Raw genomic sequence first — 18,679 nt, forward strand, 5'->3', positions numbered from 1 at the left:
CTGATCAGATGGCCACCCCGCCGCCGGAACGGTATTCCAGCAGCCCCCGAGTCGACTTTTTTCTGCTGGAATACCGTTCCGGCGGGAAGGGGGGAGGAGCGCTAGAGGGTGACCGACATCGGGCCCACGCCCCAGATCTCGTCGCAGTACTCCCGGATCGCGCGGTCGCTGGAGAACATGCCGCTGCGTGCGGTGTTGCGGATCGACATCCGGGACCACATGTCGCGGTCCTGCCAGACCCGCGAGACCTCGTCCTGACAGTCGACATAGGACCGGTAGTCGGCCAGCGTCAGGAACGAATCGTGGTGGACGAGGTTGTCGACGATCGGGCGCAGCACCTCGGTGTCGCCGTGGGTGAACTCGCCGCGGTTGACCAGTTCCAGCACCGCCGCCAACTCCGGGTCGCTCTCGACGTAGCTCAGCGGGTGATAGCCCTCGGCCTTGACTCTCTCGACCTCGCCCTCGGTCAACCCGAACAGGAAGAAGTTCTCCGCGCCCGCCTCCTGGCGGATCTCGACGTTGGCGCCGTCGAGCGTCCCGATCGTCAGCGCGCCGTTGATCATGAACTTCATGTTCCCGGTGCCCGACGCCTCCTTGCCCGCGGTGGAGATCTGCTCCGAGAGGTTGGCCGCCGGGTAGACCAAATGGGCGTTCTTGACGTTGAAGTTCGGCAGGAACACCACCCTGAGGAAGCGGTTGACGTCCGGATCGGTGTTGACCGTCTCGCCGACGGCGTTGATCATCTTGATGATGCGCTTGGCCATGAAGTAGCCGGGCGCGGCCTTGCCCCCGAAGATGAACACCCGCGGCGGGATCGCCGACCCGGGGTTCTGTTTGAGGCGGTGGTACAGCGTGATGATGTGCAGCACCATCAGATGCTGGCGCTTGTACTCGTGGATCCGCTTGACCTGCACATCGAACATCCAGCTGGGGTCGAGTTCGATGCCCGTCGTCGAGTGTACGTACTCCGCCAGCCGGGACTTGTTGGCGCGCTTGACCTCTCGCCACCGCTGCCGGAACGCCGGATCGTCGACGAAGGACTCCAGCCCCTTGAGTCGCTGCAGGTTCGTCAGCCACCCCGGGCCGATCGTGTCGTCGAGCAGCCGGCGCAGACCGGGGTTGGACAGCGCCAGGAACCGCCTCGGCGTGACCCCGTTGGTGACGTTGCCGAACTTCTCCGGCCACATCTCGTAGAAGTCCTTCAGCACGCTGGCTTTGAGCAGTTCGGAATGCAGCGCCGCCACCCCGTTGATCGCGTGGCTGCCGACGGTGGCCAGGTGTGCCATCCGCACGCACTTGCCGCCGTCCTCACCGATCAGCGACATCCGCCCCACCCGGTCCTCGTCGCCGGGGAACCGCGCGCGCACCTCGTCGAGGAAGCGCTCGTTGATCTCGTAGATCAGCTCGAGATGACGCGGCAGCGCCTCGCCGAACATGGCCAACGGCCAGGTCTCCAACGCCTCGGGCAGCAGCGTGTGGTTGGTGTAGCCGAATGTGCGCACCGTCAGGTCCCACGCCGTGTCCCAGGACAGCTGGTACTCGTCGATCAGCAGCCGCATCAACTCGGCCACCGCGATCGACGGATGGGTGTCGTTGAGCTGGATCGCCCACTTGTCCGGCAGCGCCGAGAGCGGCAGATGCGCCCGCTTGAGGTGGATGTTGAGGATGTCCTGCAGCGAGCACGTCACGAAGAAGTACTGCTGCAGCAACCGCAGCCGCTTGCCTGCCTCCGGCTCGTCATTGGGGTAGAGCACCTTGGACACCGTCTCGGAGACGACCTCCTCGTCGACGGCCTTGTAGAAGTCGCCGGTGTTGAACGCGTCCAGCGCGAACGACTCCACCGCGCGTGCGCTCCACAGCGTCAGCGTGTTGCAGGTGTTGACGCCGTAGCCCTGCACCGGGGTGTCGTAGGAGACGCCTTTGAGCACCCGCTGCGGCACCCAGCGCGCCCGGAACTTGCCGGTGACGTCCTCGTAGGTCTCGGTGTGGCCGCCCCAGTTCACGAAGTAGGTGGCGTCCGGCTTGTCGATCTCCCACGGGTTGCCGTGCACCAGCCAGTTGTCGGTCTTCTCGACCTGCCAGCCGTCGGCGATCTCCTGAGAGAAGATGCCGAACTCGTAGCGAATGCCGTAACCGATCGACGGCCGCTCCAGCGTGGCCATCGAGTCCAGGTAGCAGGCGGCCAGCCGGCCGAGGCCGCCGTTGCCCAGCCCGGGCTCGCCTTCGCAGTCCAGGATCACGTCCAGGTCCTGTCCCAACTCCGCGAGCGCCTCGCGCGCCGCGTCCTCGATGCCGAGGTTGAGCAGGTTGTTCCCCAGCTGCGGGCCCATCAGGAACTCCGCCGACAGGTAACACGTGACCTTCGCCGACAGATCCAGCCAGTCCTGCGTGGTGGCCATCCAGCGCTTCTGCATGCGGTCGCGGACGGCCAGTGACAGCGCCCGGTAGTAGTGCTCGGGTGTCAGCACCTGTGGCGGGCGGGCGATCGAGTACAACAGATGGTCGGACACCGCGTGCCGCAACGCGTCCGCGGTCATCCCGGTGCGGGTCTGGCCCGTCGGGCCGATCTGCGTGCCGTTGACCTCCGTGGATTCGTCGGCGGCGGGGTTCACGAGGTCGGTCACGGGGTCTCCTGTGGTCTGGCCGAAGTGGCGCGGCCGAGCCATTGTGTCGGTCACGTATTTCCTGAAGGCGTCCAGGGTGTGAACTCCGCGCAAGCTCGGGACAATCAGGACCGGGCTGGCGAAACCGTTGCCGAGACGAATCACCACGCGGTTGACTAGACAGATGTCGACGGGCGCACCATCTGCGCTGTCCGGCGCGGCCGGTCGGTGGGATGGTCTGCGAGCCCGGTTGGCCGCCGCCGATCTGCTGCCGCCGGTGTGGCATCTGCTGGGGTGGACGGCGGGCGTGGCCGCGGCGTCCTACCTGGTGCGCTGGCTGGCGCTGGTCGACGGCCGCACCTTCACCGTGGTGTGGCTGGCCGCTGCGCCGCAGCTGGTGGCGCTGCTCACCGCCCGCCGCCGGCACTGGCCGGTCTACCTGGTGTCGTTCGCGGTGTTCCAGTACGGGCCCGCCTGGCTGGTGCTCGGGCAGCGGCCGGAGCTGGCCGCACTGTCCACGATCACCGCGGTCGTGTTCGCGGCGTGGGTGCTGCAGCCGGACCAGGACTGGGTGTGGGGACGCAATGATTCGCTACGCAGTTGGCGCCGGTTCGTCGTCTACGGCGTGGTGGTCGCGCCGGCACTGGCCGGTGTGATCGGCGCGGCCAGCGTGGTGGTGCACGGGCAGGGTCCCACCGACGTGCGGTCGCTGGCCACCGTCGCACTGATCTGGTACCTCGCCGAGGCGGTCGGCATCGCGTTCCTGACGCCGGTGATGTTGCGCTGGCGATGCTCCTGGCGTCGGCAGTCCTGGCGGCAGCGCGCGACGACGGCCGGCTTCTCGGTGCTGATGGTCGTGCTGTGCCTGGTCGCGGCCGCCGAGTCGAACTTCGTGCTGCTGTTCCTCACCGGGGTGCCCGCGCTGCTGGTCCTCATCGACGCGGGCATCGCGGCGGCCTTCTGGCAGATGACCGTCGGTGCGGTGATCATCCTGGGTTCCACCTTCGCCGGATACGGACCGTTCGTCGAGGACGCGGCCAACCCCACCCAGGCGATGATCTATGCGCAGGTGTTCCTGCTCGCCGGTTACGCCATGGTGGTGACCATCGCCGCGGCGCTGGAGGACAGGAACCGGCTGACGGCGCTCGACCACGCCAGCCACCAGATCTACGGCCTGGTGGCCGAGCTGACCGGTGATCTCGTGCTCGTCCTGGACTCGTCGGGCAACGTCCTGCACCATGCCTCCGGTGGCCAGCCCAACATCGAACCGCGTACCGAACGCGTCGCACAGGCGGACTGGCTGCGCCACATCCACGCCGACGACCGGCATCGGATCACCGAGCAATTGACCTCGGGCCGGTCCGGGGCGTCGCCGCCGTTTCGGGTACGTGGTTACGACGGATCGTGGTCCTGGTTCGTCGCGCACAGCCGGCAGGCGTCCAAGGGGTTCTTCGCGGTCATCCTGCGCGACGTCACCCTGGAACGCGAAGTGCAGGAGTCGCTCACCGACATGGCCAACACCGACGCACTCACCGGGTTGGCGAACCGGCGCGGGCTGTCCCACCGGGCGCACGAGATCTGGCTGCGCGCACAGGAGCTGGGGCAACCGTTGACGGCGTTGTTCGTCGACGTCGACCATTTCAAGGGTTTCAACGACCATTTCGGGCATCAGGCCGGCGACGAATGCCTGCAGGAGGTCGCCGACGTGCTGGCGCACCTGGCCGAACCGGAGACCTGTGTGGCGGCCCGTTACGGGGGTGAGGAGTTCGCGATCGTGCTGGCCGGGTGCGAGGACCCGCAGGCCTTCGCAGCCGGCCTGTCCTCGGCGATCCGCGCGCTCGGGATCCCGCACCCCGACTCGTCATCCGGCGTCGTCACGATCAGCATCGGTGTGTGCACGGGGGATCCCCGCGATGAGCTCCGCTACCGCGGTGTGGACCCGGACGCCGCGGTCACCGAGCTGCTCGACCTCGCCGACCAGGCGCTCTACACGGCCAAAGCCGAAGGCCGAAACCGCATCTCGGTGGCCCGCAGGGACGTGGCGCTAGTCGGCGAGCAGGTTCACCAGCCCGGTGAACACCCGCGGGAGGCGGTCGGCGGCGGGCACGATCAGCGGGCGCAGCGGTGACGTGCTCGCGTGCAGCATCCCCGCTGTCATGAGCCGGTAGCGGCGGGTGGTGCGGCGCCACCGCCGCTCGTAGTCACCGGGACGGTCGGCGACGACGCTGTCCACCAGCAGCCGCGACGCCGCGAACGCCAGCCCGAGGCCTTCGCCGGTGAGTGCGTCGACGTAGCCTGCCGCATCGCCGACCAGCAGCACCCGCCCCGCGACCCGGCTGCGCACCTTCTGCCGCAGCGGGCCGGCGGCCATGTCGGGCTGGTGCGGGTGCCCGGCGACGCGGTCGCGCAGCGCGGGGAACGCGGCCAGATGCTGCTCGAAGCGTCCCTGCTCGGAGGTGAGTATCGCGATGCCGACGCAGTCGTCGGCGACCGGTGTCACGTAGGCCTCCCCGGCGCCTGGCGTAGCGGACCAGTACACCTCGACGCAGTCGCTCCACGGCGGCACCGCGACGTGCCGTCGCAGACCCCAGCGCCGGGTGCCTCCCGCATCCGCGTGCAGACCGAGCGCGGCCCGGATCGGGGAGTGCAGCCCGTCGGCCGCCGCGAGGTAGCGGGCGCGGATCCCAGCCCGGCCGGCACTGACCGACACCGAGTCCGCGTCCTGGGTGATCGCACCGATCTTGTCGTGAACCAGCGATACCCCCGCCGCCGCCGTCTGCTGCAGCAGCGCCGCGTGCAGCGACGTGCGCCGCACGCCGAGTCCGGACCCGGAGCCGAACTGTGCTGTGACACAACGGTCGCCCTGCAGATAACGCACCCCGCGGAACGGTCTGCCCACCGGCTCGACGCCGAGCAGGTGGAGCTGGCGCACCGCGTGCGGCATCAGGCCTTCACCGCACGCCTTGTCGATCGGCCCGGTGCGCTTCTCGACGACGACGACCTCGAGCCCCGCGCGGGCGGCGTGGATGGCGGTGGCCAGGCCGGCAGGCCCACCGCCGGCCACCACCAGGTCGATCATGACAGCGACTCGAGCGCGGTGTTCTCGACCGAGATCCTGACCCGCAGCAGCGCGGCATTGAGCACGGTGAACACCAGCGCGGTGATCCAGGCGCTGTGCACCAGCGGCAGTGCGATGCCCTCGACGACGACCGCGACGTAGTTGGGGTGCGAGACGAACCGGTACGGGCCGCCGGTGACCCGTACCGCGTCGGGAACGACGACGACGCGGGTGTTCCACTGCCGTCCCAGCGTGGTGATGCACCACCAGCGCAGTGCCTGCGCGGCGACCACGACGGCCAGCATCGGCCACCCCAGCGCCGGGATGAACTCGCGGTGGGCGGCCTCGAACAGACAGCCGGCGAGAAGCGCGGTGTGCAGCACGACCATCACCGGGTAGTGACGCGCGCCGAACTCGACACCGCCACGGGATCTGCTCCACTTCAGGTTCCGTTGGGACACCACAAGTTCAGCCACCCGCTCCAGGGCGACCGCAGCGATCAGCACGGTGTAGCCGAGCATGGTCAGCGCCAACGCAGCAGCACGAGTTCGGAGCAGAACCCCGGGCCCATCGCCATCAGCAGCCCCGGCTCACCGGCGGTCGGCTTCTTGGCGCGAGTGTCGCGCAGCACATGCAGGACCGACGACGACGACAGGTTGCCCACCTCGGCCAGCGACCGCCAGGTCAGCTCGAGGGCATCGCTGTCGAGGCCGAGCGTCTCGGTGATCGCCTCGATCACCTTCGGGCCACCCGGATGGGACACCCACGCGTCGATGTCGGCGACGGTGAGGCCGTGATCGTCGAGGAAGCCGGTCATGTCGTCGGCGAGGTAGCGCTCGACGAGTTCGGGCAGGTTCGGCGAGAGGATGAGCTGGAACCCGTTGCGGCCCACCTTCCATCCCATGGTGTCCAGCGAGTCGGGGTACATCCTGCTGCGGGAGTCGAGCACCTCGGGGCCGGCGGCGTCGATCGCGGCGGCGCGGTTTTCCCCGGCGGCGACCACCGCCGCCGCTCCGTCGCCGAACAGCGCGCTGCCCACCAAGCTGGCCATCGTCGGCTCAGCGGCCGGGTAGGTCAGCGAACACAGTTCCACCGACACCAGCGCGGCGACGTGATCGGGGGCGCCGCGCAGATAGTCGTGCATGCGCGCGATACCTGCCGCGCCGGCCACGCAGCCCAGGCCGAACAGCGGCACCCGTCGCACGTCGGGGCGCAGCCCCAACCGGCCGGCGATCCGCGCGTCCAGTGACGGCACCGCGACACCGGTGACGGTGGTCGTCATGATCAGGTCCAGATCGCCTGGCCGCAGGCGGGCTTCGTCGAGCGCCGCCGTCAGCGCCTCGCACGCCAGGTCCACCGCATGGTCGAGGTAGAGGTTGTTGGCCTCGCCGAAATCGCTCAGGCTCGGGTAACGCTCCAGCGGAAGCACGAAGTGGCGGCCGTTGACCTTGGCGTTCTGATGGAGCGCACGCACGACGTCGCCGAGGTCGGCGAAGGCCGGGGCGCGGAGGAACGCCTCGGTGATCTCGTGCTGGGGGTAGCGGTGGGGCGGCAGTGCCCCCTGCACACCTGCGATGACGCTGATGGGATTCGTGTGGGTCACGTGATCACCTGCTCTGTCTGGCTGTCATTGTAGGTCCGCGTCCGGCTGCTTCGCTGAAGCCGAGACGGTTGTGCACCCCGCGCAGCCAGTGCGGCGCCCACCAGTTCCACGCCCCCATCAGGTGCATGAATGCGGGCACCAGCACCATCCGCACCAACGTGGCGTCCACGAGAACGGCCAGCGTCAGGCCGAGGCCGAACATCTGCAGAACCGACACGTTGGCCGCGATCAGCGCAGCGAACGAGATCGACATGATCAACGCGGCGGCGGTGATGACGCGTCCGGTGTACGCGATGCCCAGCGCCACCGCTTCGTCGTTGCCGGGTTGGCTTGGGTCGAGCCAGAATTCGCGGATCCGGGAGATGAGGAACACCTCGTAGTCCATCGAGAGTCCGAACGCGACACAGAACAGCAGCACCGGCATGTTCGCGACGAGCGTGCCGGTGGGGGTGCTGCCGAGCCCGGACAGATTACCGTCCTGGAAGATCCACACCAGGGCGCCGAACGCCGCGGTGAGCGAAAGGATGTTGAGTAGCAACGCCTTCAGCGGCACCACGACGCTGCCGGTCAGCAGGAACAGCAGCGCGAACATGATCACCGCGATGACCCCGAGCACCACCGGCAGCGTGGAGGTGATGGCAGCGACGCTGTCGCGGTTGATCTGGGCGGTGCCGGTCATCTCCACTGCGCGGCCGCCCGGACCCGCGATGGCGTGCAACCGGTCGAGTTGCGCCTCGGAGTCTTCGGAGAACAGCGGCGCGGTGCTGGCGACGGTGAGGAACACACTGCCCTGATTCTGACCGGCCGGCGCGGACGGGGGGCCCACCCGATCTCCGTCGACGAACGTGCCGGTGGGTGCGGACACGGCGGGGACGTCGGGCACCCGGGACAGGTCGGCGGCATAGGTGGACAGGTCGGCCGGCGCGAGACCGTCGGCGTCGGGCACCACGATCGTCACGGCGGTGTCGGAGTTCTGTGCGAAGTCGCGGCGCAACTGGTCGCCGACCTGATGCGCCGACGCGGATTGCGGCAGTACCCGGTCGTCGGGGAATCCCCACCGCACCCCGAGGAACGGCGCACCCAGCACCAGCAGCAGGACGACGACGAGGAGGCCGAGCGGCAGCGCCCGCCGCATCACCGCCTTGGCGCAGCGGTACCAGAAGCGACGTTGCACCGGGACAGGCCGGGGCGCAGGCCTGCGAAGGATCTTGCGCGCGAGCCGACGCACATCCAGGGAGTCCAGTCGGTCGCCGAGCACCACCAACGCGGCCGGGGTGACGATCACCGCGGCAGCGGCGGCGAAAGCGACCGTGGCTACTCCGGCATAGGCGAACGACTTGAGGAAGTGCATCGGGAACAGCACCATTGCCGCCATCGACAGCGCCACGGTGATCGCCGAGAAGATGACGGTGCGACCGGCGGTGGTCATGGTGCGGGTGAGGGCCTCGGTGCGATCGGTGCCCGCTGCGAGTTCGTCCCGGTAACGACTCAGGATCAGCAGCGTGTAGTCGATCGCCAGCGCCAGGCCCATCGCCGTGGCGAGGTTCAGCGCGAAGATCGAGACGTCGGTGCCGAAGGTCACCAGCCTGAGCACGGCCAGCGCCCCGATGATCGCCATCACGCCGATCGCGACCGGCAGCGCGGCGGCCAGCAGCCCGCCGAACACCCAGACGAGCACCAGGAAGATCAGCGGGATGGCCAGCGATTCCATCAACAGCAGGTCGCGCTGGGACTGCTCGGTGATCTGGACGTTGACCATGGCGGTCCCGCCGGTGCGTACCGTCACGCCATCGGCGCTGCCAGCGTCGCGGGTGACCTCCTCGGAGATCTCCTCGGCATAGATCTGCTGCTGGGCTTCGGTGCCGGTGATGCCGGCGATGATCAGCCCGGCAGTGCGGTCGTCGCTGACCAGGTCGGCGGCCGCGGCGGGCGGCGAGGACCAGGGCGAGGAGACGTCGGCGACGTGCGGGTTGTCGCCGAGCTGGTCGACGATGCGGGCGCCGGCCTCGCGGGCGGCGGGGCTGTCGATGCCGTCGGGGGACGAGACGACGACGAGCATCTGCACATCACCCCGGCCGAACTTCTCGGTGAGAACCTGCGCGGCGCGGGTGGATTCGGAGTTCGGATCCTGAAACCCACTGGGGGACAGGTCCTTGGCGACGGGCACCCCGAATACCCCTAGGGCAACCGTCAATAGCGCCGCAGCGAGCAGGATGCGGCGCGGCGCGGCGATAGCCAGCGAAGCGAGTCGGTTCAGCAGCGGAGCCTCCATCGTCAGGAAAGGCGCCTAACCGTACGACACGAAGGACAATGCGTGGGGGTTCACACATCTGTCACATCCGGCGCCGGCCCCGGCTACCGGAACTCGAAGTGCTGGTAGTCCAGCGGGGTGCGCCAGTGACCGCCCCACCGCCAGCCCCGGTCGGTGAATGCGCGCACCGCGGGGTCGCCGTCGTGCAGCATCCCGGGATCGATCCGCGATCGGTCGACGTACAGCCCGGCGTTGGCGGGCTGATAGTCGCCGCGACTGTCGACGTAGGGGTTCAGCCGGGGGTTGATGTCCACCGCCCGGCCATAGGCGTGCAGTGACCAGCTTCCGGTGCCGGGGATGTCCCTGCAGTTGAACGCCGAGGTGTTGTTGTCGCGCATCGACAGCTCGTCATCGGCGCCCGGGTAGAGGTCGACGGTGTGCATTCGCTCGATGGGGAACCGCAGCCGGTACAACTGGTCGAAGATCGCGATGAGCTCGGCTGTCAGGTCCTGGTGCACCACCAGCCGGCCGCGGTGGGGCTGCTCGTCGAACCCCCAGTAGTCGAGATCGACGGCCCGCAGCGCTTCCGGCGGCAGCGGGCAGCCCGGACGCCACGTCGTGGCCAGGTCGGCCGCGGTGACCGGGTGCACCGTCGCGGGCGCCGGCTGCTGCGGCGGTGGTGCCGTCGGCTCGGGGGCGACCGGCGTCGCCGGCTCGGGGGCGAGCGTCGTCGGTGACGTCGATGACGGGGCCGCCTCCGGAGTGGGGTCAGGCGCCGGGGCGCACTGCACCAGCGCGGCCGCCACGGCGGTCAGCGCGGCCAGCCTCGCGATCGTCACCGATACCCAAGGTACCGAAGCCGCAGCTACGGTTAGCCACCCTAATCAGTTCTCGTGGTTCAGCTTTCGTCCGCGGCGCCAGGTCACAACCTCACGGCTAAACTGTGATGCGCACCATTACCGGGTTATATTGTGTTCGCAGTCACAGAGAGGACGGTCATGGTCGGAGTGGGCGAGGGCGCAACAGTCCCCCAAGAGGTCGAACCGCGACGTGCTGTACGCGCATCCAGCCAGGTCAACTGGGCGGTCATGGTCCTGATGATCGCCATCCTGATCGCGGCGGTGGCCGGCGTCTTCGTCGCGCTGTCCAGCGGTATGCCGAACGTCGCGATCCTGATCGCACTGGTCACCGGCGCCGTCTTCGCCGGCGTGGCCTGCTGAGGCCCGCCTCAGCTCAGCTCTGCCACCAGCGCGGCGGTGACCTGCTCGGTCGACGCGGTGCCTCCGAGATCCGCGGTCCGGGTGCTCGGGTCGGCGAGGGTCGCTTCCATCGCCGCGATCACGTCGTCGGCAGCGGCGGTGTGACCCAGATGCGACAACATCAACGCCGCTGACCACACGGCTCCGACTGGGTTGGCGATGCCGCGCCCGGCGATGTCGGGGGCCGAACCGTGCACCGGCTCGAACATCGACGGGTGCTTCTTGGTCGGGTCCAGGTTCGCCGACGGTGCGATGCCGATCGACCCGGCGACCGCGGCTGCCAGGTCGGAGAGGATGTCGCCGAACAGGTTCGAACCCACCACCACGTCGAACCGCTGCGGTTGCAGCACGAACTTCGCCGCCAACGCGTCGATGTGCTCACTGTCCCACTGCACCTGCGGATGGTCGGCGGCCCGCTCGGCGACGATCTCATCCCAGAACGGCAGCGTGTGCACGATTCCGTTCGATTTGGTGGCCGAGGTGACGTAATTGCGCCGGGTCCGGGCGAGCTCGAACGCGTAGTCGGCGATGCGGCTCACCCCGGCGCGGGTGAACACCGATTCCTGTACGGCCAGCTCTTCGGGCAGGCCGCGATTCATCCGACCGCCGATCTCGCTGTACTCCCCCTCGACGTTCTCCCGGACGACGACAAAATCGATGTCGGCGTTCGATCGCAGCGGACCCGTCACGCCGGGGAACAGCCGGATCGGCCGCAGGTTGACGTACTGCCGGAAGGCCCTGCGGATCGGGATCAGCAGACCCCACAACGACACATGGTCGGGGACCCCGGGCCAGCCCACCGCGCCCAGCAGGATCGCGTCGAACCGGCCCAACGTCTCCAGCCCGTCGTCGGGCATCATCGAGCCGACCTCGACGTAGCGCTCACATGACCAGTCGAATTCGGTGTAGCGCAGGTCGATTTCGTGTCGGGCCGCCACGGCGTCGAGGACCGCTCGAGCCGAGGCGGTCACCTCGCCGCCGATACCGTCGCCGGGGATGACGGCGATCTTCTGAGGGTTCATGCGCCCGTCCCCGCTGCGCCGATCATTGTCGTGTTCTGGACCACCCCTGCACCGTAGACGATCGCGTTTGCGGACGCGGCGGAGTCAGTGGTGCAGGAACCGCGCCAGGCTGTCGTCGAGCTCGTCCCACCACGTGGTGTGCGGCGCGGGGCCGACGGTGCCGGTGCACGGCGACGCGAAGCAACGATCGCGGTAGCCGGTGATGCTGGCGTCCTTGTCGTGCTCCCAGTCGACGAAGTGCCGGCGGACCAGGTCGATGTCGAACGCCGGGTAGTCGGTCATCGTCATCAGGTCGCGGACGTAGTCGGTCTGGAAGTCGATCTGGTCCATCACCCCGGCCACGTCGGCGTACCTGGCCCGCCAGTCGCCGATGTCGGCGTCCATCACTTCCCGGTCGGGCACCTCGACCCGGCCCAGTACCACGTCGCGGGCCAGGAAAGCTTGGGCGTCGAACATGTTGAACGTGTAGTACTGATCCTGCATACCCAGGTACATCAGCTTCGGGTTGGCCGTCCAGACCACGCCCTTGTAGAGCCGTTCGGGATAGAGGTTGTTGGTGGTCGACAGCCGCAGCTCCGGGTCGATGAACGGGAAGTGGTGCTGGTAGCCGGTGCACAGGATGATGGCGTCGACGCTGCGGCCGGTGCCGTCGGCGAAGTGTGCGGTGCGGCCTTGGAGGTGTTGCAGCGCCGGGACCTCGGAGATGCCTTCGGGCCAGCCGAAACCCATCGGGGTGGTGCGGTAGGAGATGGTGACCGACCGGGCGCCGTACTTGCGCGATTGCAGGGCGATGTCCTCGGCGGAGTAGCTGCTCCCGAGGATCAGCAGATCCTTGCCGGCGAACTCGACGGCGTCGCGGAAGTCGTGTGAGTGCAGGATGCGTCCCGGAAAGTGCTCGAAACCAGGGTATTCGGGCACGTTGGGAGTGGAGAAGTGGCCGGTCGCGACGATGACGTGGTCGAAGGCCTCGGTGCGCAGTCGACGGTCGTCATATGACTCGACGGTGACCTCGAACGCCTGGCTGTCGTCGTCGAACGTGATATCGCGGACGGCGGTGTCGAAGTGGATGAACTGGCGCACATTGCTCTTCTTGGCGCGGCCGACGATGTAGTCGAACAGCACCTCGCGGGGCGGGAACGACGGGATCGGGCCGCCGAAGTGCTCGTCGAAGGGGTAGTCGGCGAACTCCAGGCACTCCTTGGGCCCGTTGGACCACAGGTAGCGATACATGCTGCCGTGCACCGGATCCCCGTGCGCGTCCAGGCCGGTGCGCCAGGTGTAGTTCCACAACCCGCCCCAGTCGCTCTGCTTCTCGAAGCACACCACCTCGCCGACATCGGCGCCGTCGAGTCGGGCCTGCTCGAACGCGTGCAGCTGTGCCAGACCGCAGGGGCCTGCGCCGATGATGGCCGTTCGGGACATGGGATTCTCCTCGGTGCTCACGCGCGCGGACGGGACTTTTCGGGGTCATAGAACGGGATGGCGGTGACGGTGGCCGGCAGCCTCTTGCGGTGGCCGTCGAGCTTGCCGACTTCCACCCGGGTGCCCGGCTCGACGTGTTGAACGGCGATGCGGCACAACGCGATACTCGCGCCGAGTAGCGGCGAACGGACACCGCTGGTGACCACGCCGACCTGCGCACGGCCGATGTGCACGCAGTCGCCGTGGGCGGCGACCTCGTTGCCGTCGAGACGGAGGCCGACCAGCGCGCGCTGCGGGTGCGCCTTGCGTTCGGTCAGCGCGGCGCGGCCGACAAAATCGTCGGTCTTGGTCTTCAGCGGGACGGTGAATCCGATGCCGGCTTCGAACGGGTCGGTCTGATCGTCGAACTCGTGGCCCGCGGCCACCAAACCGGACTCGACCCGCAGCAGTTCGAGGGCGTCGAGGCCGAGTGGCGCCAGGCCGTAGGATTCGCCGGCGTTCCACACGGTGTCCCACAGCGCCCCGGCGTCATCGGGGTGCACCCACAGCTCGTAACCGAGTTCCCCGGAGTACCCGGTCCGCGACACCAGCAGCGGAAGTCCGTCGGGACCCCCGAGACGCCCGATCAGGAAGCGGAACCACCCCAGGTCGCGCAGTGCCGGCTGGCCGGGTGGACTCCAGACCACCCCGGCGAGCAGGTCTCTGCTGGCCGGGCCCTGGACCGCGATGTTGTGCATCTGGTCGGTGGAGTCCTTGATCCAGACCTGGTGCAGCCCTGATTTCTCCGCCTGGGTGCGCAGCCAGATCCCGTCGTAGGGATCGCCGCCGATGAAGCGGAAGTTGTTGTCCCCGAGGCGCAGCACGGTGCAGTCGTCGACAACCCCGCCGGTCTCGGTGCACATGGCCGAGTACACGACCTGGCCGCGGGCGAGTCGGCGGATGTCCCGCGTGAGCGTGGTCTGCAGCAGGGTCTCGGCGTCCGGGCCGAGCACCTCGAACTTGCGCAGAGCCGACAGGTCCATCACCGCCACCCGTTCGCGGCAGGCCCAGTACTCCTGATGCGCGCCGAAGTTGTCGAACGCGGTGGGCAGCCAGTAGCCCCGATACTCGGTGAACTGTTTTGTCAGCGTCTCCGTTCGGGACGCGAACGCCGTGGGTTTGGTCAGCACCGGCTCGGCGTCCGGGGTCAGCCGGTGTCCCACCGCCACGGAGAACCTCCTGGTCGAGTCGTAGACGCGCACGTGGATGTCGGTGGGGGTCCAGCCGTTGGCGGGATCGATGTCATCGGGACAGGCCGACGACGCGCACACCAGGTCCGTGCATGCCCGCAGCAGCACGTAGTCACCGGCGCGTGACCACGGCTCGTCGGAGATCAACTGGTGGTGGGCGTCGAATGCGGTGTTGTAGAACAGGTTCAGTGCCGGCCAGCCCGGGCGGGCGGCAACCCCGAAGCGTGAGAGCGTGGCGTTGAAGTTGTCGGTGCAGTTGACGTGGCCGGGATATCCCAGGTCGGCGTAGTACTTCGCGGTGCAGGCCAGCGCGAAGGTGTCGTGGCGTCCCACGGTGTCGCGCACCACCTCGACGAGCGGGCGGGCGCGGTTGTCGTAGAACCTGCCGAACAGTCCCGGTCGCGGGTACGCGGCACCGGCGATCGTGCGGGTGGTGGTGGCGTCGAGGCCGCACTCGGCGCCGTCGCCGAGTGCGTCGGCGTCGAACGCCAGGAAGTCCGAACACTGCCGTCCCGCCACGTCGATGATCTGGACGAACTGGCCGGCGCGCACCTGGTAGGACGACGCGGTGGCGGCGTCGATACGCATGTCCCACAGCGGTTCAGCCAGCGGCTCGGGAAGCTCGGGGTCAGCCGGGCGCGACGGGTCGGCGCGGTGCACCTCGACGAGCACCTCCGAGGGCGGGTTCGGGTCGGTTCCCGACAGGCACATCGGCACGGCCGGCGCGGCGATCAGCACCACCGCGTCGTCATCGACGGTGAAGCCCGCCCGGGCACCCGCGGGCGAGCTGTCACCGAACAACCGAAGGGCCGCCGCGTCATGCTGGTCGATCTGGTGGGTGGCCAGCATCGTCAGGATCCGCCCGGCGGCGTAGCCGTTTTCGTCCGGGCCGGCGACCAGGCGGCGCAGCACCGTGGCGGCGGCGTCGGGCCGCGCGTCCACCACCGCCCGGGGGTCGGCGGCGAGGACCGTCAACTCGGCCGGCTGACGTCCGTGGCGATCGACGACCACGAGCCGGTCACCGCCGGCCACCGTCACCGCGGTGACCGAACCCGGAGCGACGCGGAAGCGTTCGACCATGTTGTCCTACGACGTTGTTCTACGACGTTGTTCTACGACGTGGTCACGGAGCGAAGGAGCGGTAGCCGACGTAGAACGCCAGCGCCCGATCCGGGGTCGAGAACAGGATGCGGGAGCCCTTCGGGAAGAAGATGGCGTCCGTTGCTTTGGCGATCTGCACCTGGCCGGTGTCCGGGTTCTCCAGGCGGAACTCGCCTTCCAGCACGACCTTCATCTCGTCGTAGTCGTAGTAGTAGTCCAGCGGGGCATCGGTGTTGCGCAATTCGAAGTAGCCCGAGCACATCGGCACGCCACCCGGGTTGGCGTAGACATCGTCGATGAAGCCCTCGGTACCCGGATACTGCTCCAACGGCATCCGTGGCAGCGACTGCCAGAAGCCGGATGTCACCAGGAAGGGCGGTGCGGCGGTACTCGTCATGGGGCCTCCAGCTGATCTCTCGTATGAAACAGAGTCTGATGAGAGGAAACCATGTGTGGGTTTCGGGAAGATTACTCTTCGTAGCCACGAGGTATCGCTTGGCCCCAGGGTGGCAGTCTCGCCCCCCCTTTTCCGCGAAATATCATTCCGGGCTGTGAACAGGTGGCCGATCGCAGCCGTGGCTTCACGCTGGTGGTTGATTCGCACCGAGCCGCCCCCATGGCCACCAGAGTGAAGCGAGGGTCGTGATTCGAGTGAAATTCGCAGCCCGGAATGATATTTCGCGGCAGGGGCGCTAGATCATGTCGTTGCGGGTCAGCCACCGCATGATCGGCCAGCCGACGAACACCGGCAGCCAACAGGTCAGGATCCGGTAGAGCAGCACCGAGGGCACCGCGACCGCCGCGGGGACGCCGAACGCGGCGAGGCCACCGATGAGTGCGGCTTCCACGGCGCCGACGCCGCCCGGCGTGGGGGCTGCGGCGGCCAGGGTGCCGCCGACCATCGTCACGATCGTGACGGTGACGAAGCTGACGTCGCCGCCGAACGCTTCGATGCTCGCCCACAACGCCAGTGCGGCTCCGAGCGTGGTTGCCGCACAACCGAATACGATCAGCGCGAGGCGTTTGGGTTCGCGGGCCAGCTCGCGCAGGTCGTCCAAGACCTCCTTGACGCGGGGCCGGACCGCGGTGGCCAGCCAGCGTCGCAGCTTGGGGACGAACAGTGAGACTCCGACGGCTCCCAACGCCGCACCGGCGATCAGATACAGCACCGTGCTGCTCGGCACGAACCGCGACAGGTTGGCCGACACACCCAGCGCTGCGCTGAAGAAGACCAACAGGGTGATGTGGGTGATCACCTGCACCGACTGCTGCAGAGCCACCGCGGTGGTGGCGCGCAACGCGCCCAGCCCACCCTTCTGCAGGAACCGGGTGCTCAACGCCAGACCGCCGACACCGGCCGGGGTCGTGGTCGCGGCGAACGTGTTCGCCACCTGCATGATGGCCAGATTGCGGAACTTCACCATGCCGTCGGCACACGCCCACAGCGCGGCGCCGGCGCCCAGGTATTTCAGCGCGGACACCGCCAACCCGGCCAGCGCCCACCACCAGTTCGCCGAACGCAGTTCGGAGAAGAACACCGGCACCGAGGCGATGAACGGATACGCGACGTAGACCAGCGCGACCAGCAGCACCATCTGGATGAGCTGGCTGCGGGTGAACCGGGTGATGGTCTCCGCCTTGATCTGGTCGGCACCGGTCTGGCGCTTCACCTCGTCGCGGGCAGTGGACATCGCAGTGCCGGCGTCGCGCACCGCCGCCCGGACACGTTTCGGCACAGCAGATTTGGTGAGACGACGGGACGCCGCCAGCACGGCCTCGTTCCCGAACACCGTGATCGCGGCCCGCACCGCGGGTTCGGCGCCATAGAGGTCGGTGGTCGTCAGGAGCAGTTGCGCGATGTCGGTGTGCAGGTGCGCGTCGGAGGCACCGTACTCGGCATAGGTGAAGCCGCCGAACATCGGCGTCCCGTCGACGACGGTGATCTCCTTGCTGCGCAGATCACCGTGGGAGATCTGTTGGCTGTGCAGGACACCGAGCGAGTCCCACACCCGCGTCACAGGTGTCTCGTCGACGCACTCGTTGATCGTCACCCCGGCCGAGGGCTCGCGCGCGTACAGCGTCCAGCCACGGTCCAGGGTCGCCACCGCGATCGGGGACGTGTTGGCCAGCGCCAGGTCACCGACGGCCACGGCCATCAACGCCCGGTGCTCGACGGCGCGACGCATCGAGGTCTGCATGGGCGCGGTCTCGCTGTCACGCAGTCGCAGCTTGCTCCAGAACTGCCGCAGGGCACCGCCGCCGCGTTGATGCGGCCCGTACAGTTCGACCACCGCGGTGCCGGGTTCGGGGTCCGCGCCCGCAGCGCTCGCGTCTTGCGTCGCGGTGAGCACCAACGGTCCGCGCCCGGCCGGGCGGACCACCGTCAGCGCCGACACCGAAAACATCCGCCGCGACATCGCCCGCACTGCGCCGTCGAGCGGCACCTCCAGTGCCGGTGTTCCCACGACGAGCACCACCAGCGCGCCGACGAACCAGCCCACCGCGAGGCCGAGCAACGAGCGGGCCGGCACCACCGCGCTGACGACGAGATGGATCGGTACGAACGCCAGCAGCAGCGCCCACCACCAGTGCCGCCAGCGGGCCGGCAGCCACGGGCCCGACACGGTCAGCACCGCCGCCAGCATCGCGATCCACCGCGGATCGTCGAGGAATTGTGACAGCACGGTGTCGAGACGCTCGGTCAGGTCGAAGTGCCAGCGCGGCGCGGCGATGCCGTTGCCGGTGATCGACAACGACAGGATGGCGATCACCCCGGCCGCGGCATAGGCGCCCAGCAGCTTCCATTGGCGGGCGACGATCAGGCCGATCAGGATCATGAACGGCAACGCCAGGATCGCCACGCCGTAGATCAGATAGACAGCGTTGGACTGGGTGGGGCTGAGTACACCGACGAGATCGGAGAGCGACTTCTCCAGCGCTTCCCACTCGTTTCTGGTGATCAACGAGCTGGTGATGACGACGACGAGGAACGTCGTGGCGAGCATCAGACGCACGATGTCGTTGGTCCGCCGGGTCAACGGTTGGAGCAGGCTGCCGGAGACAGCGATGTCCCGCCCGTCAACTCGCATGTGGCAACGATCTCTCGGTTGGCTGGTGGGCCGTCGACGACC

Annotated in this window: 13 protein-coding genes; 2 read left to right on the top strand and 11 right to left on the bottom strand. The window is 68.3% G+C overall.

The genetic code is table 11. The features are described from left to right. Positions 1 to 101 precede the first annotated feature (101 nt). Entirely contained in the window at positions 102 to 2,624 is a 2,523-nt protein-coding gene (locus BEMPMBAN_RS32305; RefSeq protein ID WP_159235538.1) for a glycogen/starch/alpha-glucan phosphorylase, read from the bottom strand. Positions 2,625 to 2,787: 163 nt separating this feature from the next. Between BEMPMBAN_RS32305 and BEMPMBAN_RS32310 the strand changes: the two genes are divergently transcribed. Continuing rightward, positions 2,788 to 4,731, top strand: a complete 1,944-nt coding sequence (locus BEMPMBAN_RS32310) for a sensor domain-containing diguanylate cyclase (RefSeq protein ID WP_159235539.1) — start codon at positions 2,788 to 2,790, stop codon at positions 4,729 to 4,731. On the opposite strand, the gene BEMPMBAN_RS32315 is transcribed toward BEMPMBAN_RS32310, so the two are convergent. The 5 genes from BEMPMBAN_RS32315 to BEMPMBAN_RS32335 all read right to left on the bottom strand — a co-directional run bounded on the left by BEMPMBAN_RS32315 (position 4,648) and on the right by BEMPMBAN_RS32335 (position 10,354). After that, positions 4,648 to 5,682, bottom strand: coding sequence for an NAD(P)/FAD-dependent oxidoreductase (locus BEMPMBAN_RS32315; RefSeq protein WP_159235540.1), 1,035 nt, complete (start codon positions 5,680 to 5,682; stop codon positions 4,648 to 4,650). The genes BEMPMBAN_RS32310 and BEMPMBAN_RS32315 overlap by 84 nt on opposite strands. Continuing rightward, complete coding sequence (locus BEMPMBAN_RS32320; RefSeq protein ID WP_159235569.1) at positions 5,679 to 6,182, bottom strand: isoprenylcysteine carboxyl methyltransferase family protein; 504 nt, start codon at positions 6,180 to 6,182, stop codon at positions 5,679 to 5,681. The genes BEMPMBAN_RS32315 and BEMPMBAN_RS32320 overlap by 4 nt, the downstream gene beginning before the upstream one ends. 2 nt (positions 6,183 to 6,184) lie before the next feature. Then, on the bottom strand, positions 6,185 to 7,246 hold the full coding sequence (locus BEMPMBAN_RS32325) for a type III polyketide synthase (RefSeq protein WP_200846205.1): 1,062 nt from the start codon (positions 7,244 to 7,246) through the stop codon (positions 6,185 to 6,187). Positions 7,247 to 7,268: 22 nt separating this feature from the next. Beyond that, positions 7,269 to 9,536 (bottom strand): MMPL family transporter, encoded by a 2,268-nt coding sequence (locus BEMPMBAN_RS32330; RefSeq protein WP_159235542.1) that lies wholly within the window; start codon positions 9,534 to 9,536, stop codon positions 7,269 to 7,271. 83 nt (positions 9,537 to 9,619) lie between these two features. Further along, the gene (locus BEMPMBAN_RS32335) at positions 9,620 to 10,354 is read right to left on the bottom strand and encodes a M15 family metallopeptidase (protein ID WP_234897821.1); all 735 of its coding nucleotides are present in this window, start codon (positions 10,352 to 10,354) and stop codon (positions 9,620 to 9,622) included. Between the two features lie 159 nt (positions 10,355 to 10,513). Here BEMPMBAN_RS32335 and BEMPMBAN_RS32340 point away from each other — a divergent pair, with 159 nt between their 5' ends. Continuing rightward, entirely contained in the window at positions 10,514 to 10,735 is a 222-nt protein-coding gene (locus BEMPMBAN_RS32340; protein WP_159235543.1) for a hypothetical protein, read from the top strand. Positions 10,736 to 10,743: 8 nt separating this feature from the next. Here BEMPMBAN_RS32340 and BEMPMBAN_RS32345 read toward each other — a convergent pair whose 3' ends face one another. The 5 genes from BEMPMBAN_RS32345 to BEMPMBAN_RS32365 all read right to left on the bottom strand — a co-directional run bounded on the left by BEMPMBAN_RS32345 (position 10,744) and on the right by BEMPMBAN_RS32365 (position 18,637). Next, positions 10,744 to 11,796, bottom strand: a complete 1,053-nt coding sequence (locus tag BEMPMBAN_RS32345; protein WP_159235544.1) for a tartrate dehydrogenase — start codon at positions 11,794 to 11,796, stop codon at positions 10,744 to 10,746. Between the two features lie 84 nt (positions 11,797 to 11,880). Further along, on the bottom strand, positions 11,881 to 13,218 hold the full coding sequence (locus BEMPMBAN_RS32350; RefSeq protein WP_159235545.1) for a trimethylamine monooxygenase: 1,338 nt from the start codon (positions 13,216 to 13,218) through the stop codon (positions 11,881 to 11,883). Between the two features lie 17 nt (positions 13,219 to 13,235). After that, entirely contained in the window at positions 13,236 to 15,527 is a 2,292-nt protein-coding gene (locus tag BEMPMBAN_RS32355) for a trimethylamine N-oxide demethylase (protein WP_159235546.1), read from the bottom strand. Between the two features lie 43 nt (positions 15,528 to 15,570). Further along, on the bottom strand, positions 15,571 to 15,945 hold the full coding sequence (locus BEMPMBAN_RS32360; protein WP_159235547.1) for a cupin domain-containing protein: 375 nt from the start codon (positions 15,943 to 15,945) through the stop codon (positions 15,571 to 15,573). Between the two features lie 295 nt (positions 15,946 to 16,240). Then, on the bottom strand, positions 16,241 to 18,637 hold the full coding sequence (locus BEMPMBAN_RS32365; RefSeq protein ID WP_159235548.1) for a lysylphosphatidylglycerol synthase transmembrane domain-containing protein: 2,397 nt from the start codon (positions 18,635 to 18,637) through the stop codon (positions 16,241 to 16,243). Positions 18,638 to 18,679: the final 42 nt, after the last annotated feature.

Origin of the sequence: Mycolicibacterium austroafricanum, assembly GCF_902705885.1 — a bacterium.
In the GTDB taxonomy this organism is placed as follows: Bacteria; Actinomycetota; Actinomycetes; order Mycobacteriales; family Mycobacteriaceae; genus Mycobacterium; species Mycobacterium vanbaalenii_A.

What these genes read in the sequence shown, in the direction of transcription:
- BEMPMBAN_RS32365 (WP_159235548.1), bottom strand. Translation starts at nt 18,637, where the DNA reads ATGCGAGTTGACGGGCGGGACATCGCTGTCTCCGGCAGCCTGCTCCAA.
- BEMPMBAN_RS32330 (WP_159235542.1), bottom strand. Translation starts at nt 9,536, where the DNA reads ATGGAGGCTCCGCTGCTGAACCGACTCGCTTCGCTGGCTATCGCCGCG.
- BEMPMBAN_RS32315 (WP_159235540.1), bottom strand. Translation starts at nt 5,682, where the DNA reads ATGATCGACCTGGTGGTGGCCGGCGGTGGGCCTGCCGGCCTGGCCACC.
- BEMPMBAN_RS32340 (WP_159235543.1), top strand. Translation starts at nt 10,514, where the DNA reads ATGGTCGGAGTGGGCGAGGGCGCAACAGTCCCCCAAGAGGTCGAACCG.
- BEMPMBAN_RS32320 (WP_159235569.1), bottom strand. Translation starts at nt 6,182, where the DNA reads ATGCTCGGCTACACCGTGCTGATCGCTGCGGTCGCCCTGGAGCGGGTG.
- BEMPMBAN_RS32355 (WP_159235546.1), bottom strand. Translation starts at nt 15,527, where the DNA reads ATGGTCGAACGCTTCCGCGTCGCTCCGGGTTCGGTCACCGCGGTGACG.
- BEMPMBAN_RS32345 (WP_159235544.1), bottom strand. Translation starts at nt 11,796, where the DNA reads ATGAACCCTCAGAAGATCGCCGTCATCCCCGGCGACGGTATCGGCGGC.
- BEMPMBAN_RS32350 (WP_159235545.1), bottom strand. Translation starts at nt 13,218, where the DNA reads ATGTCCCGAACGGCCATCATCGGCGCAGGCCCCTGCGGTCTGGCACAG.
- BEMPMBAN_RS32360 (WP_159235547.1), bottom strand. Translation starts at nt 15,945, where the DNA reads ATGACGAGTACCGCCGCACCGCCCTTCCTGGTGACATCCGGCTTCTGG.
- BEMPMBAN_RS32310 (WP_159235539.1), top strand. Translation starts at nt 2,788, where the DNA reads ATGTCGACGGGCGCACCATCTGCGCTGTCCGGCGCGGCCGGTCGGTGG.